At 36.2% G+C, this 17,429-nt stretch carries 15 protein-coding genes; 11 read left to right on the top strand and 4 right to left on the bottom strand.

What is annotated here, in order from left to right; translation table 11 throughout:
- Positions 1-9: 9 nt before the first annotated feature.
- The 4 genes from ACTB0X_RS12650 to ACTB0X_RS12635 all read left to right on the top strand — a co-directional run bounded on the left by ACTB0X_RS12650 (position 10) and on the right by ACTB0X_RS12635 (position 3,742).
- Complete coding sequence (locus ACTB0X_RS12650) at positions 10-1,278, top strand: dihydroorotase (RefSeq protein WP_463025400.1); 1,269 nt, start codon at positions 10-12, stop codon at positions 1,276-1,278.
- A 9-nt stretch (positions 1,279-1,287) separates the two neighbouring features.
- Positions 1,288-1,962 carry a hypothetical protein gene (locus ACTB0X_RS12645; RefSeq protein WP_463025399.1) on the top strand — a complete coding sequence of 225 codons (675 nt, stop codon included), beginning with the start codon at positions 1,288-1,290 and terminating at the stop codon, positions 1,960-1,962.
- Between the two features lie 125 nt (positions 1,963-2,087).
- Positions 2,088-2,930 carry a mechanosensitive ion channel family protein gene (locus tag ACTB0X_RS12640; RefSeq protein ID WP_463025398.1) on the top strand — a complete coding sequence of 281 codons (843 nt, stop codon included), beginning with the start codon at positions 2,088-2,090 and terminating at the stop codon, positions 2,928-2,930.
- Positions 2,931-3,046: 116 nt separating this feature from the next.
- Positions 3,047-3,742, top strand: a complete 696-nt coding sequence (locus ACTB0X_RS12635; RefSeq protein WP_463025397.1) for a hypothetical protein — start codon at positions 3,047-3,049, stop codon at positions 3,740-3,742.
- A 6-nt stretch (positions 3,743-3,748) separates the two neighbouring features.
- On the opposite strand, the gene ACTB0X_RS12630 is transcribed toward ACTB0X_RS12635, so the two are convergent.
- A complete protein-coding gene (locus ACTB0X_RS12630) occupies positions 3,749-5,509 on the bottom strand; it encodes a DUF885 domain-containing protein (RefSeq protein ID WP_463025396.1) in 1,761 nt (586 codons plus the stop codon).
- Between the two features lie 113 nt (positions 5,510-5,622).
- On the opposite strand from ACTB0X_RS12630, the gene ACTB0X_RS12625 reads away from it, so the two are divergent.
- The 4 genes from ACTB0X_RS12625 (at position 5,623) to ACTB0X_RS12610 (ending at position 11,353) form a co-directional block, all read left to right on the top strand.
- Positions 5,623-7,755: a prolyl oligopeptidase family serine peptidase gene (locus tag ACTB0X_RS12625; protein ID WP_463025395.1), complete on the top strand. Its 2,133-nt coding sequence runs from the start codon at positions 5,623-5,625 to the stop codon at positions 7,753-7,755.
- 315 nt (positions 7,756-8,070) lie between these two features.
- Complete coding sequence (locus ACTB0X_RS12620; protein ID WP_463025394.1) at positions 8,071-8,634, top strand: hypothetical protein; 564 nt, start codon at positions 8,071-8,073, stop codon at positions 8,632-8,634.
- Positions 8,631-9,371, top strand: coding sequence for a hypothetical protein (locus tag ACTB0X_RS12615; protein WP_463025393.1), 741 nt, complete (start codon positions 8,631-8,633; stop codon positions 9,369-9,371). Before ACTB0X_RS12620 ends, ACTB0X_RS12615 begins: the two co-directional genes overlap by 4 nt.
- A gap of 59 nt (positions 9,372-9,430) precedes the next feature.
- On the top strand, positions 9,431-11,353 hold the full coding sequence (locus ACTB0X_RS12610) for a tetratricopeptide repeat protein (RefSeq protein WP_463025392.1): 1,923 nt from the start codon (positions 9,431-9,433) through the stop codon (positions 11,351-11,353).
- A gap of 63 nt (positions 11,354-11,416) precedes the next feature.
- Here ACTB0X_RS12610 and ACTB0X_RS12605 read toward each other — a convergent pair whose 3' ends face one another.
- Entirely contained in the window at positions 11,417-12,103 is a 687-nt protein-coding gene (locus ACTB0X_RS12605; protein ID WP_463025391.1) for an OmpA family protein, read from the bottom strand.
- Between the two features lie 317 nt (positions 12,104-12,420).
- Between ACTB0X_RS12605 and ACTB0X_RS12600 the strand changes: the two genes are divergently transcribed.
- Complete coding sequence (locus tag ACTB0X_RS12600; RefSeq protein WP_463025390.1) at positions 12,421-12,885, top strand: DUF1801 domain-containing protein; 465 nt, start codon at positions 12,421-12,423, stop codon at positions 12,883-12,885.
- Positions 12,886-12,997: 112 nt separating this feature from the next.
- Here ACTB0X_RS12600 and ACTB0X_RS12595 read toward each other — a convergent pair whose 3' ends face one another.
- Positions 12,998-14,629, bottom strand: a complete 1,632-nt coding sequence (locus tag ACTB0X_RS12595) for a glucosamine inositolphosphorylceramide transferase family protein (protein ID WP_463025389.1) — start codon at positions 14,627-14,629, stop codon at positions 12,998-13,000.
- A complete protein-coding gene (locus ACTB0X_RS12590; RefSeq protein WP_463025388.1) occupies positions 14,622-15,794 on the bottom strand; it encodes a glycosyltransferase in 1,173 nt (390 codons plus the stop codon). Before ACTB0X_RS12590 ends, ACTB0X_RS12595 begins: the two co-directional genes overlap by 8 nt.
- 147 nt (positions 15,795-15,941) lie before the next feature.
- Here ACTB0X_RS12590 and ACTB0X_RS12585 point away from each other — a divergent pair, with 147 nt between their 5' ends.
- Positions 15,942-16,847: a hypothetical protein gene (locus ACTB0X_RS12585; RefSeq protein WP_463025387.1), complete on the top strand. Its 906-nt coding sequence runs from the start codon at positions 15,942-15,944 to the stop codon at positions 16,845-16,847.
- 4 nt (positions 16,848-16,851) lie between these two features.
- Positions 16,852-17,400, top strand: coding sequence for a DUF1697 domain-containing protein (locus ACTB0X_RS12580; RefSeq protein ID WP_463025386.1), 549 nt, complete (start codon positions 16,852-16,854; stop codon positions 17,398-17,400).
- The last annotated feature ends 29 nt before the right edge of the window (positions 17,401-17,429 follow it).

Here is a 17,429-nt window from a genome sequence, read left to right as displayed (position 1 = left end):
CAATCGAGAATGAAGCTTTTTATCCAATCGGCCAAATTGATTTCAAAGAATTCAGAATTTCACAATCAAATTGTTGACATCTACATTAATAATGGAAAGATTGAGGCAATTGGTAAAAAACTAACCGCTCCTGACAAAGTCACTGTTTACACCCATAAAAATCTACATGTTTCTGCAGGCTGGTTGGACATATGTGCCAACTTTTCAGACCCAGGCAACGAGCACAAAGAAACCATAGAAAGTGGAATCGCTGCTGCTGCAAAGGGCGGTTTTACTGCAGTTGCACTTTCACCCGCTACAGAACCAGCAGTTGACAGTAAATCCATCGTTCAATACATCATTAATAAAGCTAAAGGAGCTGTGGTGGATATTTTGCCAATGGGAGCCATTTCAAAAGGAATCCACGGCCATGAATTGGCTGAATTATTTGACATGCATGATGCAGGAGCCGTTGCTTTTACCGATGGAAAAGAATCTATCCAAAATCCGAATTTATTAAAAACAGCCCTGCTCTATTGCAAAGCTTTTGATGGGTTGGTGATTAATTATGCAGACCACAAAGATTTGAGCTATAAAGGCAAGATGCATGAAGGCGAAAAAAGCATGCATTTAGGATTGAAGGGAATTCCAGCATTGGCCGAAGAAATTATTGTGAACAGAGATTTGTATTTATTGGAATACACGGAAAGCAAAATGCATTTTTCAACCATCAGCACGGCAAAAAGTGTGGAATTGATCAAAGACGCTAAGAAAAAAGGACTAAAAGTAACCGCAGATGTAAGCGCTGCTCACCTCCTACTGGATGATAGTCATCTAGAAGAATTTGATACTCGATTTAAAGTACAACCGCCTTTTCGAGACAAAACGCATATTGCGGCATTGATAAAAGGGTTGAAGAACAATACAATCGATGTCATTAGTTCCAACCACGAACCTGAGGACATTGAAGCAAAAAAGCGGGAATTTGATCATGCTGCTTTTGGAATCATTAATCTGCAAACGGCATTTGGAGCAGCCAACACTGCATTAAAAGGCAAACTTGAGTTAGAAGAAATTATAGAAAAGTTGGCCGAGAATCCTAGAAAAGTATTGAATCTTGCACCAATCCATATTAAAGTCGGTGAAGCTGCCAACTTAACACTCTTCGCTCCTGATGAAAATTGGACTTTGGACAAAAAGTCCATTGTTTCAAAATCAAAAAATAGTCCGTTCATTGGAATGCAATTAACTGGAAAACCATTGGGAGTCATCAATAACAATACAGTCGTATTTTCTTAAGTTCAGATCATGAAAACAAATCTATTCATCCTCGCATTATTGCTGTCTTTAGTTTCAGTTGCGCAAACCAAAAAAAAGAGCACCACAAAAAGTTCTACTGAAAAAGAAGTCATTGTTAAAGTTGATCCAAGAGCAAAATCAATTGAATCGATTCAAAATTACATGGGAGATTATTTGAATCGAAACGTAACGATGGAGCCTACTTTTAGATTGGACACGATTTTGGTTCAAAATGAAATAACAAAAGTACCAGACAGTTTATTACCGAAGGACAGCATTCGATTTGACACTACTCTTTTAGGGGTTGAGGCTAAATATCATTTGTATACCGACGCTTCATTAATAGACTCCTTATCCTTTTATTTGGATAATAAATTCAATGTAAAAGATAGTAATTTAATAAAATTAGGATACGCTATTCAATTGGCCAATGGAGATTTAACTTCATTGGAGAATGCTAAAATAAAGGTGTTGGAAGAATATCCACACGCCATTTGGAACAGTATCACACTAAGAAGAGGATTAGTAGAACATTATAACCGAAAAGGATATGAATTGGGCGATAAACTCACTTATTATTACTTCGATGGGATCTGTAAAAAATGTTCTTACCAAATTATAAGAATTCAATTTGATGCCGAAACAGGAAAAGTAGCAAGCGAAATCAAAATCAAAACAGATTAATCGCTTGATTCATTTGCCATAAACTAGATAGCTCCTTTTTATATCAAGAAAGGTGAGTATCTAGTTAATTTATTGAATCCCTTTCATTGCCCAATTTTATTGGTAATTTACCAGCAACAAATAATATGGACAAAGACCTTTTTTTTACATTCAAATCAAAAATCCTCAACTTTCTAATTGAAATTGGCCCAGATGTGCTGATAGCGATAATCAGTTTTGTCCTCGGTTTATTCCTGATAAAAGTGCTAAAACGTATTCTGAGTAGAGTTTTGAAACGATCAAATGTAGAGTTATCACTTAAAACGTTTATAGAAAGCCTCAGTACTTTTCTGCTCTATGGATTTTTAATTTTCATAATTGGTTCCATTTTGGGGATTAAGTCAACTTCCTTTCTCGCCATTTTTGGTGCTGCGGGGATTGCGATCGGTTTGGCTCTGCAGGGTAGTTTATCCAATTTTGCAGGTGGACTATTGATATTGGTTTTCAAGCCATTTAAAGTAGGTGATTTAATCAATGTCAACAATAACTTGGGCCATGTTGAGAAAATTGACATTCTGTATACGCGCATCATCACTTTTGATGGACGAATAATCACCATGCCCAATGGAAATGTGTCCAATAGCGATGTCGATAACCGCACGATGGAACCCCACCGCAGAGTGGATTTGAATCTAAAATTTTCTTTTGATGCTGACATCGATCAACTAAGACCGATCATTATAAAGGCAATGAGTGCTCACCCAAAATTAGCAAAGCATTTACCTGTTGATGTTTGGTTAGATGCCATCGGAGATTACGAACTGAAATTAGTGGCAAGATGCTGGGTAGAATCCATTGAATACTGGCCCGCTTACTGGGAACAATTAGAAGCCGTTAAAAAAGCATTGGATAAGGAAGGAATCAAAATTCCATTACCTAGTCGCACAGTTTATCAAGGGAATCAGGAAGAAATAGAGAAACGGACATAATGCCATAGTAATTGTAATACTAGGGAGTTTTCAATCGAAATGCTAAGTGGATTTTTAATTTCAATGATCAATTTATCAAAAAATAAAAATCACTTAACCAATTAGAAAAATTAATAATGATGAACGCAAAATTTAATATTCAGGTTTCAAAATTCAAAACAATTGAAGAATTACCAAATGCTTGGAATCTCCAAAACTTTAAAGATTTACTTGAATTAATGGATTATCAAGGAGTTTCTGAGATTAAGGATGAAGAAATTAAAGAAATGTGTTTCTTGAGTTTAACTGATTTTGAAACAAATGAAGCAGCTAAAATTGTATTGAAATACTTATTTAGCGACTCATTAAGTATTGGTCAGATTGATAATCTATCCAATGAAATTGTCAATGAAAAAATGTGGGAAGAGTACCCAGAGCTATCTTTTCATGAAAAGTTTTTTAATGCAGGTCAACTGTTATACAAAGCGTTTAATGGGAAATTTCCACATCCTGAAGCAGTTCAGTTTAATTTAGAAATAACAGCCACTAAATTAGATGCGTTAAAGGACCTTGACAAATGGACAGAAATTCAACTTTTAAGATTAATCGCTTTTGGTATGCCTGAAAATACATTATTGAAAAGGCTTTTCTCAGATCAATTAGTGAAGGGAGATTTTCCAGATGCAAAAGATATTTTATGGCAAACTGCTCAAACAGCTAAATCCGATACTTCAGTTTCATTTTCTATTGTTTCTTCACTATACTGGTTCCACGATTTAAAAAACACATCAAATTATGATGTCGAAGTTAGTTTAGATGAATTTTATGAGTAAACTACCCTAATTCATCATCAACAATCGAATATACCTCACGGGTGCACTTCCAAAACTTAGAAATTCTTCATGGAAGGTTTTCAGATCGAAATCGGTGCCTTTTCGTTTCTTTAATTCTTCACGCAGATCCATAATTTCATAAAATCCTGTAAAGTAGCTGCACAATTGCACTGACGACAATTGCACTCTTCTCCATTTTCCTCTCGTCTCTTCTTCTTGCTGAAATGCCTCTTTCATCAGCAATTGAAGGGCTTCTTCTTCATTCATGCTCAAAACATGAACGCCGTAATCCAAAATAGTGTTGCACACCGTTCTCAAATTCCATTTGTAATACATCAACCACAATTCATCTGAATTTTTACCGTATCCGTTCTCCAGCATCATCAATTCAGAATACACTGCCCAGCCTTCCATCATGGCTCCATTTCCTAAGATACTCTTGATTAAACTTGGCGACTGATTGCTGTAGATCAACTGTGTATAATGGCCCGGAATGGCTTCGTGGATATTCAATATTTGCAAAACATATTGATTGTATTCACGCAGATAACTCTCTGCTTGCTCAGGAGTGTAACCGTCTAAAGGCGTTACATTGTAATACGTTTCAGCTTCTAAATCAAAAGGTCCAGGAGCAGAAATAGACGCTCCAGCAATTCCCCTCATGTATTCTGGGGTAGCTCTTACAATCAAAGGTTTTTCAGGATCCAAAGTCAATAAGTCATTTTCAGTAACAAAGCGCTCCAATTGGGGAATTTGCTTTCGAATAGTTACTATAAATGAATCTCTGTGCGCATGAATCGAAGACAAAGTGTCAATCATCATTTTAATGGCGTCTTCCTTCCACTCAGGCATTTTAGTATCCGCCATGTATTTCGGCCACATCTTTTGTGTTAATTCAAACATTTTTCCATGCAGGTCATTTTTGCGCTCTATCGCTTTTTGGTAGATTTCTCTCGCCGTAAAAGAAGAGGACATGTTGTGTTTGAACTTTTTCTCATATAAATCTGCTCCCAAACGGAAATCAATGGCTCGCTCTCCACTTTCTACCAATGGCTTCAAATCAACTTCCAACCAAGTGGCAAATTCATTGATATCCGCAATGGCTGAATCTAACTTTGTATTGATTGTCTTTTTCTCTGATTCCTTTAAAGTGGAAGATTTTAACGAATCTCTAATGGATTGGTCAAACACACTGATGGATCCTCTTATTTGCTGAATGGCTAAGTTGGTGTGAACCAATGTCGGTGATTTAATTTGTTCTTTAGCAGCAGTATAATAATTTTTGACACGATCCAGTTTCACTGAAATATTCTGTAATCGCTGATCAATGGAATGCTCTCTATAATTTAATACAGTAAAGAATTGACCACCTAAATTGTATTGTGAAGGATTCCATTCATGGGATTTCATTTCATTGACATTGAAATATTGCCCCTCAATAAAGTCTCGAATCAGGTAATAATCAGTCGTATTTCCTCCTGAAAGGGATTCCATTTTAAATCGATTCAACCGCGCTTTAGAAGAATCCAAAAACAAGCGAACTTCTGCTCTATTTGCCTCATCGGGAATGCTCAATTCTTGATCATAGTCGTGCATGCCTTCTCCTGCGGCCCATGATGGAAAAACTTTCCACAATTGATCAATGAACTCAGTTTTGAATGCCTCAAATTGACCATCTTGATTATTTGATTCGGACTTTTTATCAGTTGATTGAGAGCAAGATATTGCAATCATGCAAACCATTAAAGCAGCAATTATTTTCTTCATATTTTTTGATTTGAAATCAAGGTCTAAAGTACTATTTATCCTTTCGATTTACTAAATCCATTTTTGATTTTAATCAAATGATTAAGTTTACCATTGAAAACAAAAACAAATCGATGAAAAAATTAATCATAGCCTCCTCTATTCTAAGCTTATTTGCTTGTGGTGAAGGAGAAAAGAAAGCCGAAACTCGTGTGGACATCAAAGTAAAACCGTACCCTGAAGTTAGAAAAGACAGCGTGTCAGACGATTATTTTGGAACAATTGTAACTGATCCCTACCGATGGTTGGAAGACGACAGATCAGACGAGACCGCAGAATGGGTAAAAGCTCAAAACGAGGTTACTTTTGACTATTTAAGTCAGATTCCTTACCGCGAACAAATCAAAAACAGGTTGACCGAGTTGTGGAACTATGAAAAAGTCTCTACTCCTTTTAATAAAGGAAAATACTATTTCTACTATAAAAACGATGGGATCCAAAACCAATACATCTTGTATTTCAAAGAAGGATTGGAAGGCGAAGAAAAGGTATTGTTGAACCCGAATGAATGGTCGGAAGATGGAACCGCTGCTATGAATGGTTTGAGTTTTTCTAAAGATGCCGAATTCATGGCTTATGGTGTTTCAAAAGCTGGTTCAGACTGGTTGGAAATCCAAGTCATGGACATGGAAAAAATGGAAATGTTAAGCGACACTGTGCGTTGGGTAAAATTCTCAGGAATCTCTTGGTACAAAGACGGGTTTTATTACAGTAGTTATGATGCTCCAAAAGACGGTTCTGAATTCTCAAATAAAAATGAATTCCATAAAGTCTATTACCACCAATTGGGAACTCCACAATCGGCTGACGAGTTGATTTTTGAAGACAAAGTAAATCCAGAACGCAATTTTTACGCAGGTGTAAATGAAGCACAGACGTTATTGATTATTTCAGGTTCGGAGTCTACTTCAGGAAATACCTTAATGGTGAAGGAATTGGAGAAAAATAACGGTTTCATCACTTTGGTTGATGATTTTGAAAATGAACAAAATGTAGTGGGTTATGAAAACGGTGAAGTATTGTTGTTCACCAACGTAAACGCACCAAACAATAAACTAGTTAAGGTAGATTTAACGAAACCTACCAAAGAAAACTGGGTAGATGTATTGCCAGAAAAGAAAGACTATTTAAACAATGTTATCATCGCCAACGACCAGTTGGTGGCTTCTTATATGAAAGATGTAGTGACGTCATTAGAAATCTATCAGAAAGATGGAACGTTCAGTCATGGCATAGAATTACCCGGATTAGGAACTGCAGGATTTAGTGGTGACAAAGACACTTCTTTGGCTTTTTACTCCTTCTCTTCTTATACCAAGCCAGGAACAATTTATAAGTACGACATGAATACCAAAGAGTCTACCCTCTGGTATGAAGCTAAAACAGCTTTTAATGGGGATGATTACGAAACCAAGCAAGTGTTTTACGAAAGTAAAGACGGCACTAAAATCCCGATGTTTATCACCCATAAAAAAGGGTTAAAAATGGATGGACAGAACCCTACTTTCCTATATTCATACGGTGGATTTAACATCAGTATCAAACCTAATTTTGACGTTAAGACAACTGTATTCCTAGAGCAAGGTGGAATTTATGCGGTAGCGAATTTACGTGGTGGTAGCGAATATGGCGAAGACTGGCACAAAGCCGGAATGAAAGAAAAGAAACAAAATGTGTTTGATGATTTCATTGCTGCAGGAGAATACTTGAAGAAAAACAACTACACTTCTACCGAGAAATTGGCAATTCATGGCCGAAGCAATGGTGGTTTGTTGATTGGAGCAGTGATGACTCAACGCCCTGATTTGGCGCAAGTAGCTTTGCCTGGAGTTGGAGTATTGGACATGTTGCGTTACCACAAATTTACCATTGGATGGGCTTGGGCTGGCGAATATGGTGACAGTGAAACCAAAGAAAGCTTTGATAATTTGTATAAATACTCTCCATTGCACAATGTAAAGAAAGGAACGGATTATCCTGCGACAATGGTGACAACAGCCGATCATGATGATCGAGTAGTTCCGGCACACTCATTCAAATTCATTTCTGAATTGCAAGCGAAAGGCTCTGACAAAAATCCTTTGTTGATTCGTGTGGATGTAAATGCAGGGCACGGAGCTGGAAAACCAACGTCAAAAACCATCGAAGAATGGGCAGACATATGGAGTTTTGTGCTTTGGAACCAAGGGGTAGACAAATTGAAGTAACCACAATTTATATTTTATTCTAAACTCCTTATCCTATTTGGGTAAGGAGTTTTTTTTTGAATTAGAAATTTGAAAGTATTTTTTACAAATTGAAAAAAAAGAGGAAGAGATTTGTTTTGGATGACATCCAATAGAACCGAGATGATGCTGCATCAGGAAAGATTATTATAGAATAATATTTGTGCCCCCTCGATACAAAAAGCATACAACACCCCAACATAAGTTAAATAATTTGCTGATAATTGTATGCAATCAATCACCTGACTTCTCAATCATTGATTGACACTCTAAAAATTAACTTAACAGAATAGAACTTTGCCATTACGACCAATTCTCAAACTTGCTGTATCACTGCTTTTCTTGCTTTTTCTTACTGCTGCAGACTTCAAAGACTACTTTGTTATTTTAGACCAAGAAGACTATATTAAATTGGCCAATAGAGGTGACAAAGAAATATTGAAGCGCAGCATTGTCTTTGATGAATTGATAAAGCCCTCCGAAAATCCACACTTGATCACTAACGAAAAAATAAAAACGGAACAATTTGCTTTCTTGTTGAAGAAAATGAACACTGACGAAATCGAAAAATTCTTAAAGTCACACGATTCTAACTTGTCTATCCATCACTTTTATGTGGGTTTTAGTCAATTTATGAAAGGAGATTACGAAGCTGCAAGTTTAGCACTTCAAAAATATGAGGGGGAAAATTTCCTTTTCCATAAAAACCTGCTCTTAGCCGATTGCTTTTACGAACTAAAAGGACATGCAGCGTTAGATGAATTGATAGTAGCTTATCAAAAAGCAATGGACTCCTCAAAAAATGAAATTGGAAAAGAGATCGTTAAAAATAGAATCAAATACATTATTTATAAAAAATGATCCAAAAGTCTTCCCCACTTCTACTCTTAATCGCTTTTGCTTTCATCGCCACAAGCTGTACTTCCACTAAAAAGGTACAAGAACACTTAGAATACAACAAACAGACGGTGGTATACCTAATGGATTCTGAACCAGTTGATCAAAAAAGTAACATTAAAGTGACCCTTACTTCTGTAAAAATTGATCCAACGATTCGAAATCAAACCATAGCGGTGAAAGAAACAGGATGGGCTGTTCCTTTATTGGCTTTTAATTATTGGGAGTCTCGTAAAATGTGTTATCAAGGTGCTTCAAACTACCGAACTAGTTGGGAGGATGCATTGAAATACAATTTTAGCAGAGAAGTAAATCGTTCGGGAACCTTCCAATTGGATAGTGCTAAAACTGCTTATGAATTGGAACTAACAATCAATAAAGTGCAAGCCGTTGGTCCATATGTCAGTCAGGGTTTATTTGTGTATTTGGTATTCTTTTATGTTTACACTTTTGGTGATTATGCAGGTCCTTCAGATACTGAGCTAGCCATTTCTTATCAACTAAAAGAGAACGGCAATGTCGTTCATGCAAATACATTTGAAACTAAAAAGACCACTGAAGTTTTTAAAAACGGGTATAAAAACAAAAAAGAATTGATTCAAACTTTTGCGACCAGCATGGCGGAAGCGACTTCTGAAAACTACAAACATGTGATCCAATTAATGGTGGATGACTTGAATAAATATTTTGAATCTGAATAAAGACCATCTTCAATATAATCGCTCTTTTCTAATTTTTACAATTACATACAAATACAATCATGAAAACCCGCACGCTTTCATTAATCACGTTATTGCTCACAATCTCTTCTTTTGTATCGGCTCAAGATTCTATTCCTCAATATAAGAGTTCATATGAACAAGCAGTATTCGATAAAATTGCTGATTCCATTGATGTGGATGCATTAGAAATAATGATAGCATTAGAATATCAACAAGGGAATGAAATCAAAATACCTAAACAGATAGATCAACTATACAATGGCTTAGACCCTGAAAAGTTGAAGTCAAAAAGTAAGAAGAAGCAGATAAAAACCATCTACTCCAACATCCATAGTGCGAAGTTAAAAAAGTACATCATTGACGCTGACTTCAACCAGCTATTCACGAAAGGAGAATACAATTGTGTTTCGGCAACTGCACTGTATGTTCAGATATTTAATCGATTCAACATCGACTATGAAATTCGAGAAACTCCAACTCACGTCTACTTAATTGCTGACCCAAAGGGAGAAAAAATACTGGTAGAAAGCACATTACCACTTCAAGGAACGTTTGTATTTGACTATAAAACTCAAAAAGAATACGTTAATTTCCTAAAAGCCAATAAACTCATCTCAGAGGTGGAATTTGAGAACAATTCAATAGAGACACTTTTTGACCAATACTACGACACCAATAAAGTAATTAATGACAAACAATTAGCGGCATTACTTTACTACAACAAAGGAGTTGAAAAATACAACCAAACCAACTATACAGAAGCAGCTTACTTTCTAGACAAAGCTTATCAGGTATACCCGTCTGCGAGTATTCAATTCATGACCAATTATGCTTTGATTAATGTGTTGGCAAAATGCGAAACAACCAATCAATTTGATCCACTTTCGCTTGCCCAATTGGTAAACTTAAATACTAAAGGCACTCAGTACGAATCGATAGGATTGAATCACTTTCAATATGTAAGCAATGAATTAATGGTATTGAGACCAAACATACTTGTGTATAAAAAGTATTACGAACGATTTAAAGCCGCAGTTGACACCTCAATTGATTTAAAGGAATTTGAGTTGAATTACAGGTTTCGACTAGCCTATGTTTATCAAGTAGAAAAAAAATATCCAGAAGCACTTGAAGAGCTGTCGATTGCGTATAAGTTAAATCCTGAGAACCTTGAATTGAAAGAAAATATTATCAGTATGGCTACTTTTCACATGTTGACGGATAGAAAACATAAGGAAAACATCGATTCTTTGGACAAATACATGATGAAGTTTGATATTTTAAAAACAGATCCAACCATTCAGCAGTATTATAATTATTATAAAATGCGAGTAATCCGTGAATATGTCACTTATGGTAAATTCAACGAAGGAATGGAACGTCTTTCAGACTTTGAGAAGAATTTAAAAGATAATCCATCAACAAATTACGATGAAAGCTACCTTGCTGCAATGTATGTTGATATTGCTAACTACTATTACAAAAATGGTAACATGTCAAAAGTAAAGCAATCCATTCAAAGGGGATTAGAATTTGTACCAAACTCCTTGATTCTTTTGGATAGAATGCAAGCAATAAACAAGATCAATAACAGTATTCAAACTTTTGAAATTAAAGAGCAAGAATCTTTTGAAGAGAGAGTGGAAAACTATATAAAAAACTGTTGGTCCTATGACGGCTTTACTACGAAAAAAGGTGAACAAGGAGAATACGACAAAACCTTTAAAATTATGGCGTATCAAAACAAAGACGTCAACTTTGTGATAAATGGAAAATTTGAGGTGGGTAAATATTCCATTCGAGTAAAAGCTAAACTGCTTTACTTAACGCCAAATAGAGATAAGGATGACTATGTTGTTTTTAAAATCATGGAAATAAGCAAAAACTATTTGGTATTGATGCCTTTTAAAGATGATAAGCTGACTGGCGAGAAAATATACATGTCTTTATGTAAAGATTAAAAAAAACGAGGAGTGCAGACATCTGCATTCCTCGTTAACTATTAAACAACCCTCTCATAAATATTAATCCAATTGCTCGCCATTCTCTGCGGCCTTCTTCAATTTTTTGTTGGCAAAAATCGCCATTTCTACTCTTCTGTTGGCTTGTTTTCCTACTTCGGTATCGTTTGATTCTATGGGTTGTTCTTCTCCATATCCAACGATGGAAATTCTAGAACCTGAAACGCCCAATCCTTTTATATAATCAGAAACTGCGCGCGCTCTTTTTTTAGACAACGTTTTATTGTAGTCTTCGCTACCAGTGTTATCTGTGTGACCTTCAATAAGAATTTCCGTGTCTCCGTACTTTTCTAAAGTCTCTGCTAATTCTCTTAAGTTTGCTTTGGTAGTTTCATTCAATGACGATTTATTGACCTCAAACAATAAACCGGAGTCAAAGGTAATTTTAATCCCTTCCCCTACTCTTTCCACATCTGCACCTTCAATGTCCTTTTCAATTTCGCGGGCTTGTTTATCCATGTATGCACCGATGGCTCCACCGGCTGCTCCACCTATAACAGCACCCAAAATGGCACCTGTTGCTGTGCTTCCATTATTTTCTCCAATGATTCCTCCAATGATGGCTCCACCAGCTGCTCCTGCTGCTCCACCTTGTACCCCTTTACTTGTTCCACAACTTGTTATTGTCGTTGCTGCAATGGCTATAGATAATGAAACCATTATCGTTTTTTGCTTTAAATTGATTTTCATATTTTCAGTTTTAAGTTGATATTTAATAAAAAGAGTTCAATCTATGTACCAGAGCAAACAAAGTCTTTAAATTCTCACTCTTCCTAATAGCTTTTAAGATTCAAAACGAACCTAAAACAAGCCATAAGAATTTCATAAACAACTAGATATATCTCTTTAAATTAATTCATACCACCTCTTTACGAAGTAATATCTTTCTCCTCAAAAACTATAGAAATTGAATATCGATTTGAGGAGAAGGTTACACAAAAGCGAGTTTTAAGGTTAAACGTATTTTATATTTTCATTTATATTTGCCTTAATAAACCCTCCTCCTCATGCAAATAGAAGCATCCACTCCAGACGAATACATTTCAAAAATACCTAGAGAACGTCAGGCTGTTATGCAGCAACTGCGAGAAATTATTAAAGCCAATCTAACTGCTGAAATAGAAGAATGCATCAATTACGGGATGATTGGATATGTGATCCCTCATTCGGTTTACCCAGATGGATACCATGTTAATCCAAAGTTACCATTACCGTTTATCCACATTGCTTCTCAAAAGAACTTCATTGCACTCTACCACAGCGGTGTGTATATGAATGAGGAATTGATGCAGTGGTTCGTAGCTGAATACCCCAAACACTGTAAATCCAAGCTCGATATGGGTAAGAGTTGCATTCGATTTAAAAAAATAGATCAAATCCCGTTTGAATTAATTGGTGAATTGATCAAACGAATGACGGGCAATGAGTTTGTGGCTTTGTATGAATCTAATTTAAAGAAATTGCGGCAGTAATTTTGGCCTAAGAATACTCTAATTTGAAAAACCACATCCAGCAATCGCCATTAATTAAGCCAAGTATAGAAATCATGGTTTCTATAATTTTAGTCCCTTTAATAAAGAAGCTCTAGCCGACTACTTTTCTAATTTTTCGAGCCAATTCTCGTTTAAAGTGAGAGAAATTAAATACAAATCGTTTTCCATCAATAATGTATCTTCCTCCTACTTTACTAAAAGTATGTAACCCTTTGTTGTATTTTGAGTTGGCATCAGGCAATACCTCTCCTATTTCGGTTTCTAAATAGGTTGTAGTGGTCATTTCCTGAATGTGCTGTAAAATAACTGATCCGCCATAAGTGTGCGTTGAATTCTGAGCAGGTCGAATCAATCTGCCTTTATCATCAATAAATAGCGGTCCTCCTGGGCGTGCTCCTCTAACGTCTATCTTTATAGGATTCAACGCATGCGGCAAGTATTCGCCCGCTAACTCATCGGAATAAAACAGGTGCAACTCCTCATTTGAATGTTGCTGAGGCGAACAAAACAGCCACCATTTATCATTGTATAAATATAAAGTCCCATCTACCCAACTGCCTTTCAACAACACTTTCTTTTGTTGAAATTGATCGTCTCCTTTTTTATATAAAGCAATTTCATTGGCTTCGTAATTCTCTGGTAAAAGGTACTGCTTATCATTATGATCCACCAAATAGGGATAGGAGAAGTGTGTTCCATTGTCAATGACAGTTTCTAGGTCGCTCCAATTTCCGTTGTTGAAGTATCGTTTGGCTATTTTCCCTTTTCCTGTTTGGTAATTGTACCACTCAAAAAAAAGTTCATTGGTCTTAATATTATAAAAAGGATCTGCTTGATAAGCATCAACATTAACTTCAGGCAGCCAAGATATGTTGCTAATTTTTAAATTATTCCAATTAAAATTATTCGCTATTCCACTGTTCCAAATCTCAGATTGAAACAATTGGGCCTTGTGAAAATTCACTTTCGCTTTCGCAATTTTAAGATAGAATAATCCCACCTTCCAATTGGAGGGCACTTTATAGATTGGACCTTTTAGTTGCAATGGTTGATTAAAAAGCTGTGGCTGATTACTGCGAATGGCATCTGCTACCCAACGTGGAAAATCGATACCAACGGTAAACAACCGTTCGATGTGCTCTAAAAAGGAATGCGATCGACACCTAATTGTTCCTCTTCGCAGTATGACTCCTGCGTCCAACTCATTAGTCAATCGCTGCAAGATAATCCCATTGGTTGGTACTCCATGCAAAAATTCCCAAAACCCCGGAGGTCCGCCTCTGTATTGTTCAGGGTTTCCATGGTGAAACGACCAAATGCCATAAGTTGGCAAGTCAAGTGCTTCACCCCTAATAATGCCAAAACCAAATCGAATCACAAAATCCAATTCATAGGCTTTCAATATATCGCAATCTTCTGTAGAAATGTAATTTGAAATTCCTTTTTTAACCGGTGTTATGGATTCTACTGCAACTTCTGAAAATAAATGGCGACTATCAAAAGGTTGCAGTACTTTTAGCTGTCTTAATTGATGTTCAATCCATCGGTATCCCAACGGTATCTTTGACGCATCGTAACTGCTTTCAGTATCATTTTTAATTACCACCACCAATTGATTGGATGCATCCTGAATCAACCGGTCCACAACAGTCATCTGCCATTGCTTAAGCTGAAAACCATCTATCATGACTCCAAAACGCAGGATATTGATTGGTTTATCCATGATTCAATGCTTTTTTATACACAGTCAAAAATTGCTGACCTATAGATTGTTCACTGTATTCTCGTTCTGCAAAAGCACGAATTGACTTTTTACTATAGTTGTTGTGTTCATTACACATTTGCAATAAAGCTGCTTCAAACGCTTCCAAATCACCTGTTGGTACCATTATCCCTAACTCTGAATTCATTCGTTCTGCAATTCCGGGAATATCAGGAACCACAATGGGAATACCGCAAGACAAGGCTTCGTTAATGACACAGGGTTGATTTTCAAAATAACTGAACAAGATGAGGAAATCAGATTCGCCCATCACTTGAGCTACTTCTACTCTATTTAAAGTTCCTTTCAGCGTTACTTCTTGGTTCAACGATAGTTCATTGATTAATTCTTGACAGGCTTTTTCATCTACGCCTTCACCAACTATGGACAAATGAAAATTTGAATATTGCTGTTTCAACACATTCATCGAGCGAACAATGTCCAATATCCGTTTGGGCATTTGCAACAAATTCCCTACAAATAAGATCTCTGTTCGTGGATGATTCGTTTCAAAGGGAACAAATACCTTCGTATCTACCACATTTGGGATAACGGTATACTCTCCAAATAATCGATGTCCTTGCATGGCTTCTTTCAGTTGGCTAGAAACTGTCGTGATTCCACTCGCTTGTTTCACCACCAATTCTGTTCCCAATTTCTTCAAAAATCCTTTATACAGTCCATTCGCTTTCAGGTAACCCGACCAATGTTCGGTAATAACAAACGGGATATTTTGTTTCATTTTTAGATGAATCGCCAACAACGCCGAACGAGTCAACACATGGATGTGCGACAAATCAGGCGCTTCATGAGTCTTTAGTAATTGCTTGTAGGCCAATTGTTGTGCTTGAAAATATCGAAAAAGGGTAACTAAATTGTTCCACACACCAATTTTAGAAGTCGCCTTTTTGAAAAACACTCGAATCTCATTAATGCCTTGATTGTTTTGTTGAGTCAATCGGTAATTATTTTCCGGTTTAGGCTCTGAATGCACAAATATCACTGAGACGTGGGCTACTAATTTTACAGCATGCGCATGATTCTCAATAAAATTACCGTCGAAAAAATCGTACTCATTTGGGTACCACTTTGGTAAAAAAAGAATGTGCAAGGGTTTTTCTGACAATTAAAAGCGTTTAAGGTAGGATTCAAAAATAGGATTATCCACTATCTGTTGCAAGGATTAAAAAGGGTACAAAATTCTACGAAAGTGAAAACGATTTTATAAGGCAATAATTGCAGAGTATGGTATCTTTAGGCCAAAAAACAATCCATGCGATACATCCTTTCAATTAGTGCGCTGTTTCTCTTATTTTCCTGTTCAAATCCTGTTGAGCTGAAAGACACCGCAACTGAAAAAAACAATGTAGTAACCACAGATGAATTTGAAATTCATTATGCTGAAAAACAGACTGCTACCCTTTTTTTATTTCCTTGTTTTTCCTGCGATGCCAATCATACAAAAGAAGAGTTTGACATTTTGGATAGTGCCTATACCAATGGCATTACGGTGGTTTTACTCAATTTTAATTTTCGACTATCGTTGGATTCGTTTGAAAGAAATATGTTGAAAGACTTTTTCAATGAAATCATAGATTACTATCAGTTAAATACTCAAAATATCACCATTGGTGGTTATTCTGGTGGTGGAAATGTCTCATTATTACTTTCTGATTATTTAATCGAACAAAACAACAAATACCAACCGAAAGGAGTGTTTGTAGTAGATCCACCGATTGACTTATGGAACATTTATCGCTCATCTTCACTCAATATTGAGCGCAATTTTTCCGCACCATCTGTAGAAGAATCCAATTTATTAATCGGCTTGTTAGATAGTATTGTTGGAGAAGAAAATCATTTTCCAGATTCATTTGCGGTTCATTCGCCCATTGTGAATGAGATCAAAAATTACAACAACGTATCGCACTTAAAATCAATAAAAGTGAGGTTATATACTGAACCTGACTCCTTGTGGTGGAAAGAGAATCGACAAGCAGATTTTAATCAAACGAACTCCTATGCACTTCAACAGTTTTACAACAATCAGCATGCAGATTTTACTCAATTGGAGTTAATTGAAACGCAAGATAAAGGCTATAGAAGTAATGGGGCCAGACATCCCCACTCTTGGAGCATTATCAATACCAATGAATTAATTGACTGGATCAAAAAATAAAATGATGAAAACTCACATCGCATTACTCAGAGGAATCAACGTGGGAGGCCACCGAAAAGTACCCATGGCCGATTTGAGAACGCTTCTAGAAAAACTAAAATTGAAGAACGCCTCCACTTACATTCAAAGTGGAAATGTGGTATTTCAATCGGACGAAACAGATTCAGAAAAACTCGAAAGGATTCTTGAACAAGCAATTGAACAGCTATTCGGTTTTGAAGTTTCGGTGATTGTGATCGGATTCAACCAGTATAAAAAAACAGCATCAGACAATCCTTATTTAAAAACTAGTCCGGCTATTGAGAAGCTATACATTTCTCATTTCAAAACTTCTCCAACTTCTGAAGGCATAGAAAAATTAGGAGAATTTAATGTTGGTAGAGATCAATATACGATTGAGAATCAAACCGCTTATTTATTGTATGATGAAAAAGTAAGCGCCTCTAAATTGAGCAACAACTTATTGGAAAACAAACTAAAAGTGATCGCAACGACCCGCAATTGGAAAACCACTTTGAAACTCATTGAAATAGGAGAATCCATCTCAAAGTAGCGGTTTTTTGCCTTATTTTGCAAACTCAA

The sequence above is a fragment of the Acidiluteibacter sp. genome, assembly GCF_055129545.1.
The sequence above is the reverse complement of the archived record's forward strand: the minus strand, read 5'-3'. Positions and strand labels throughout refer to the sequence as shown.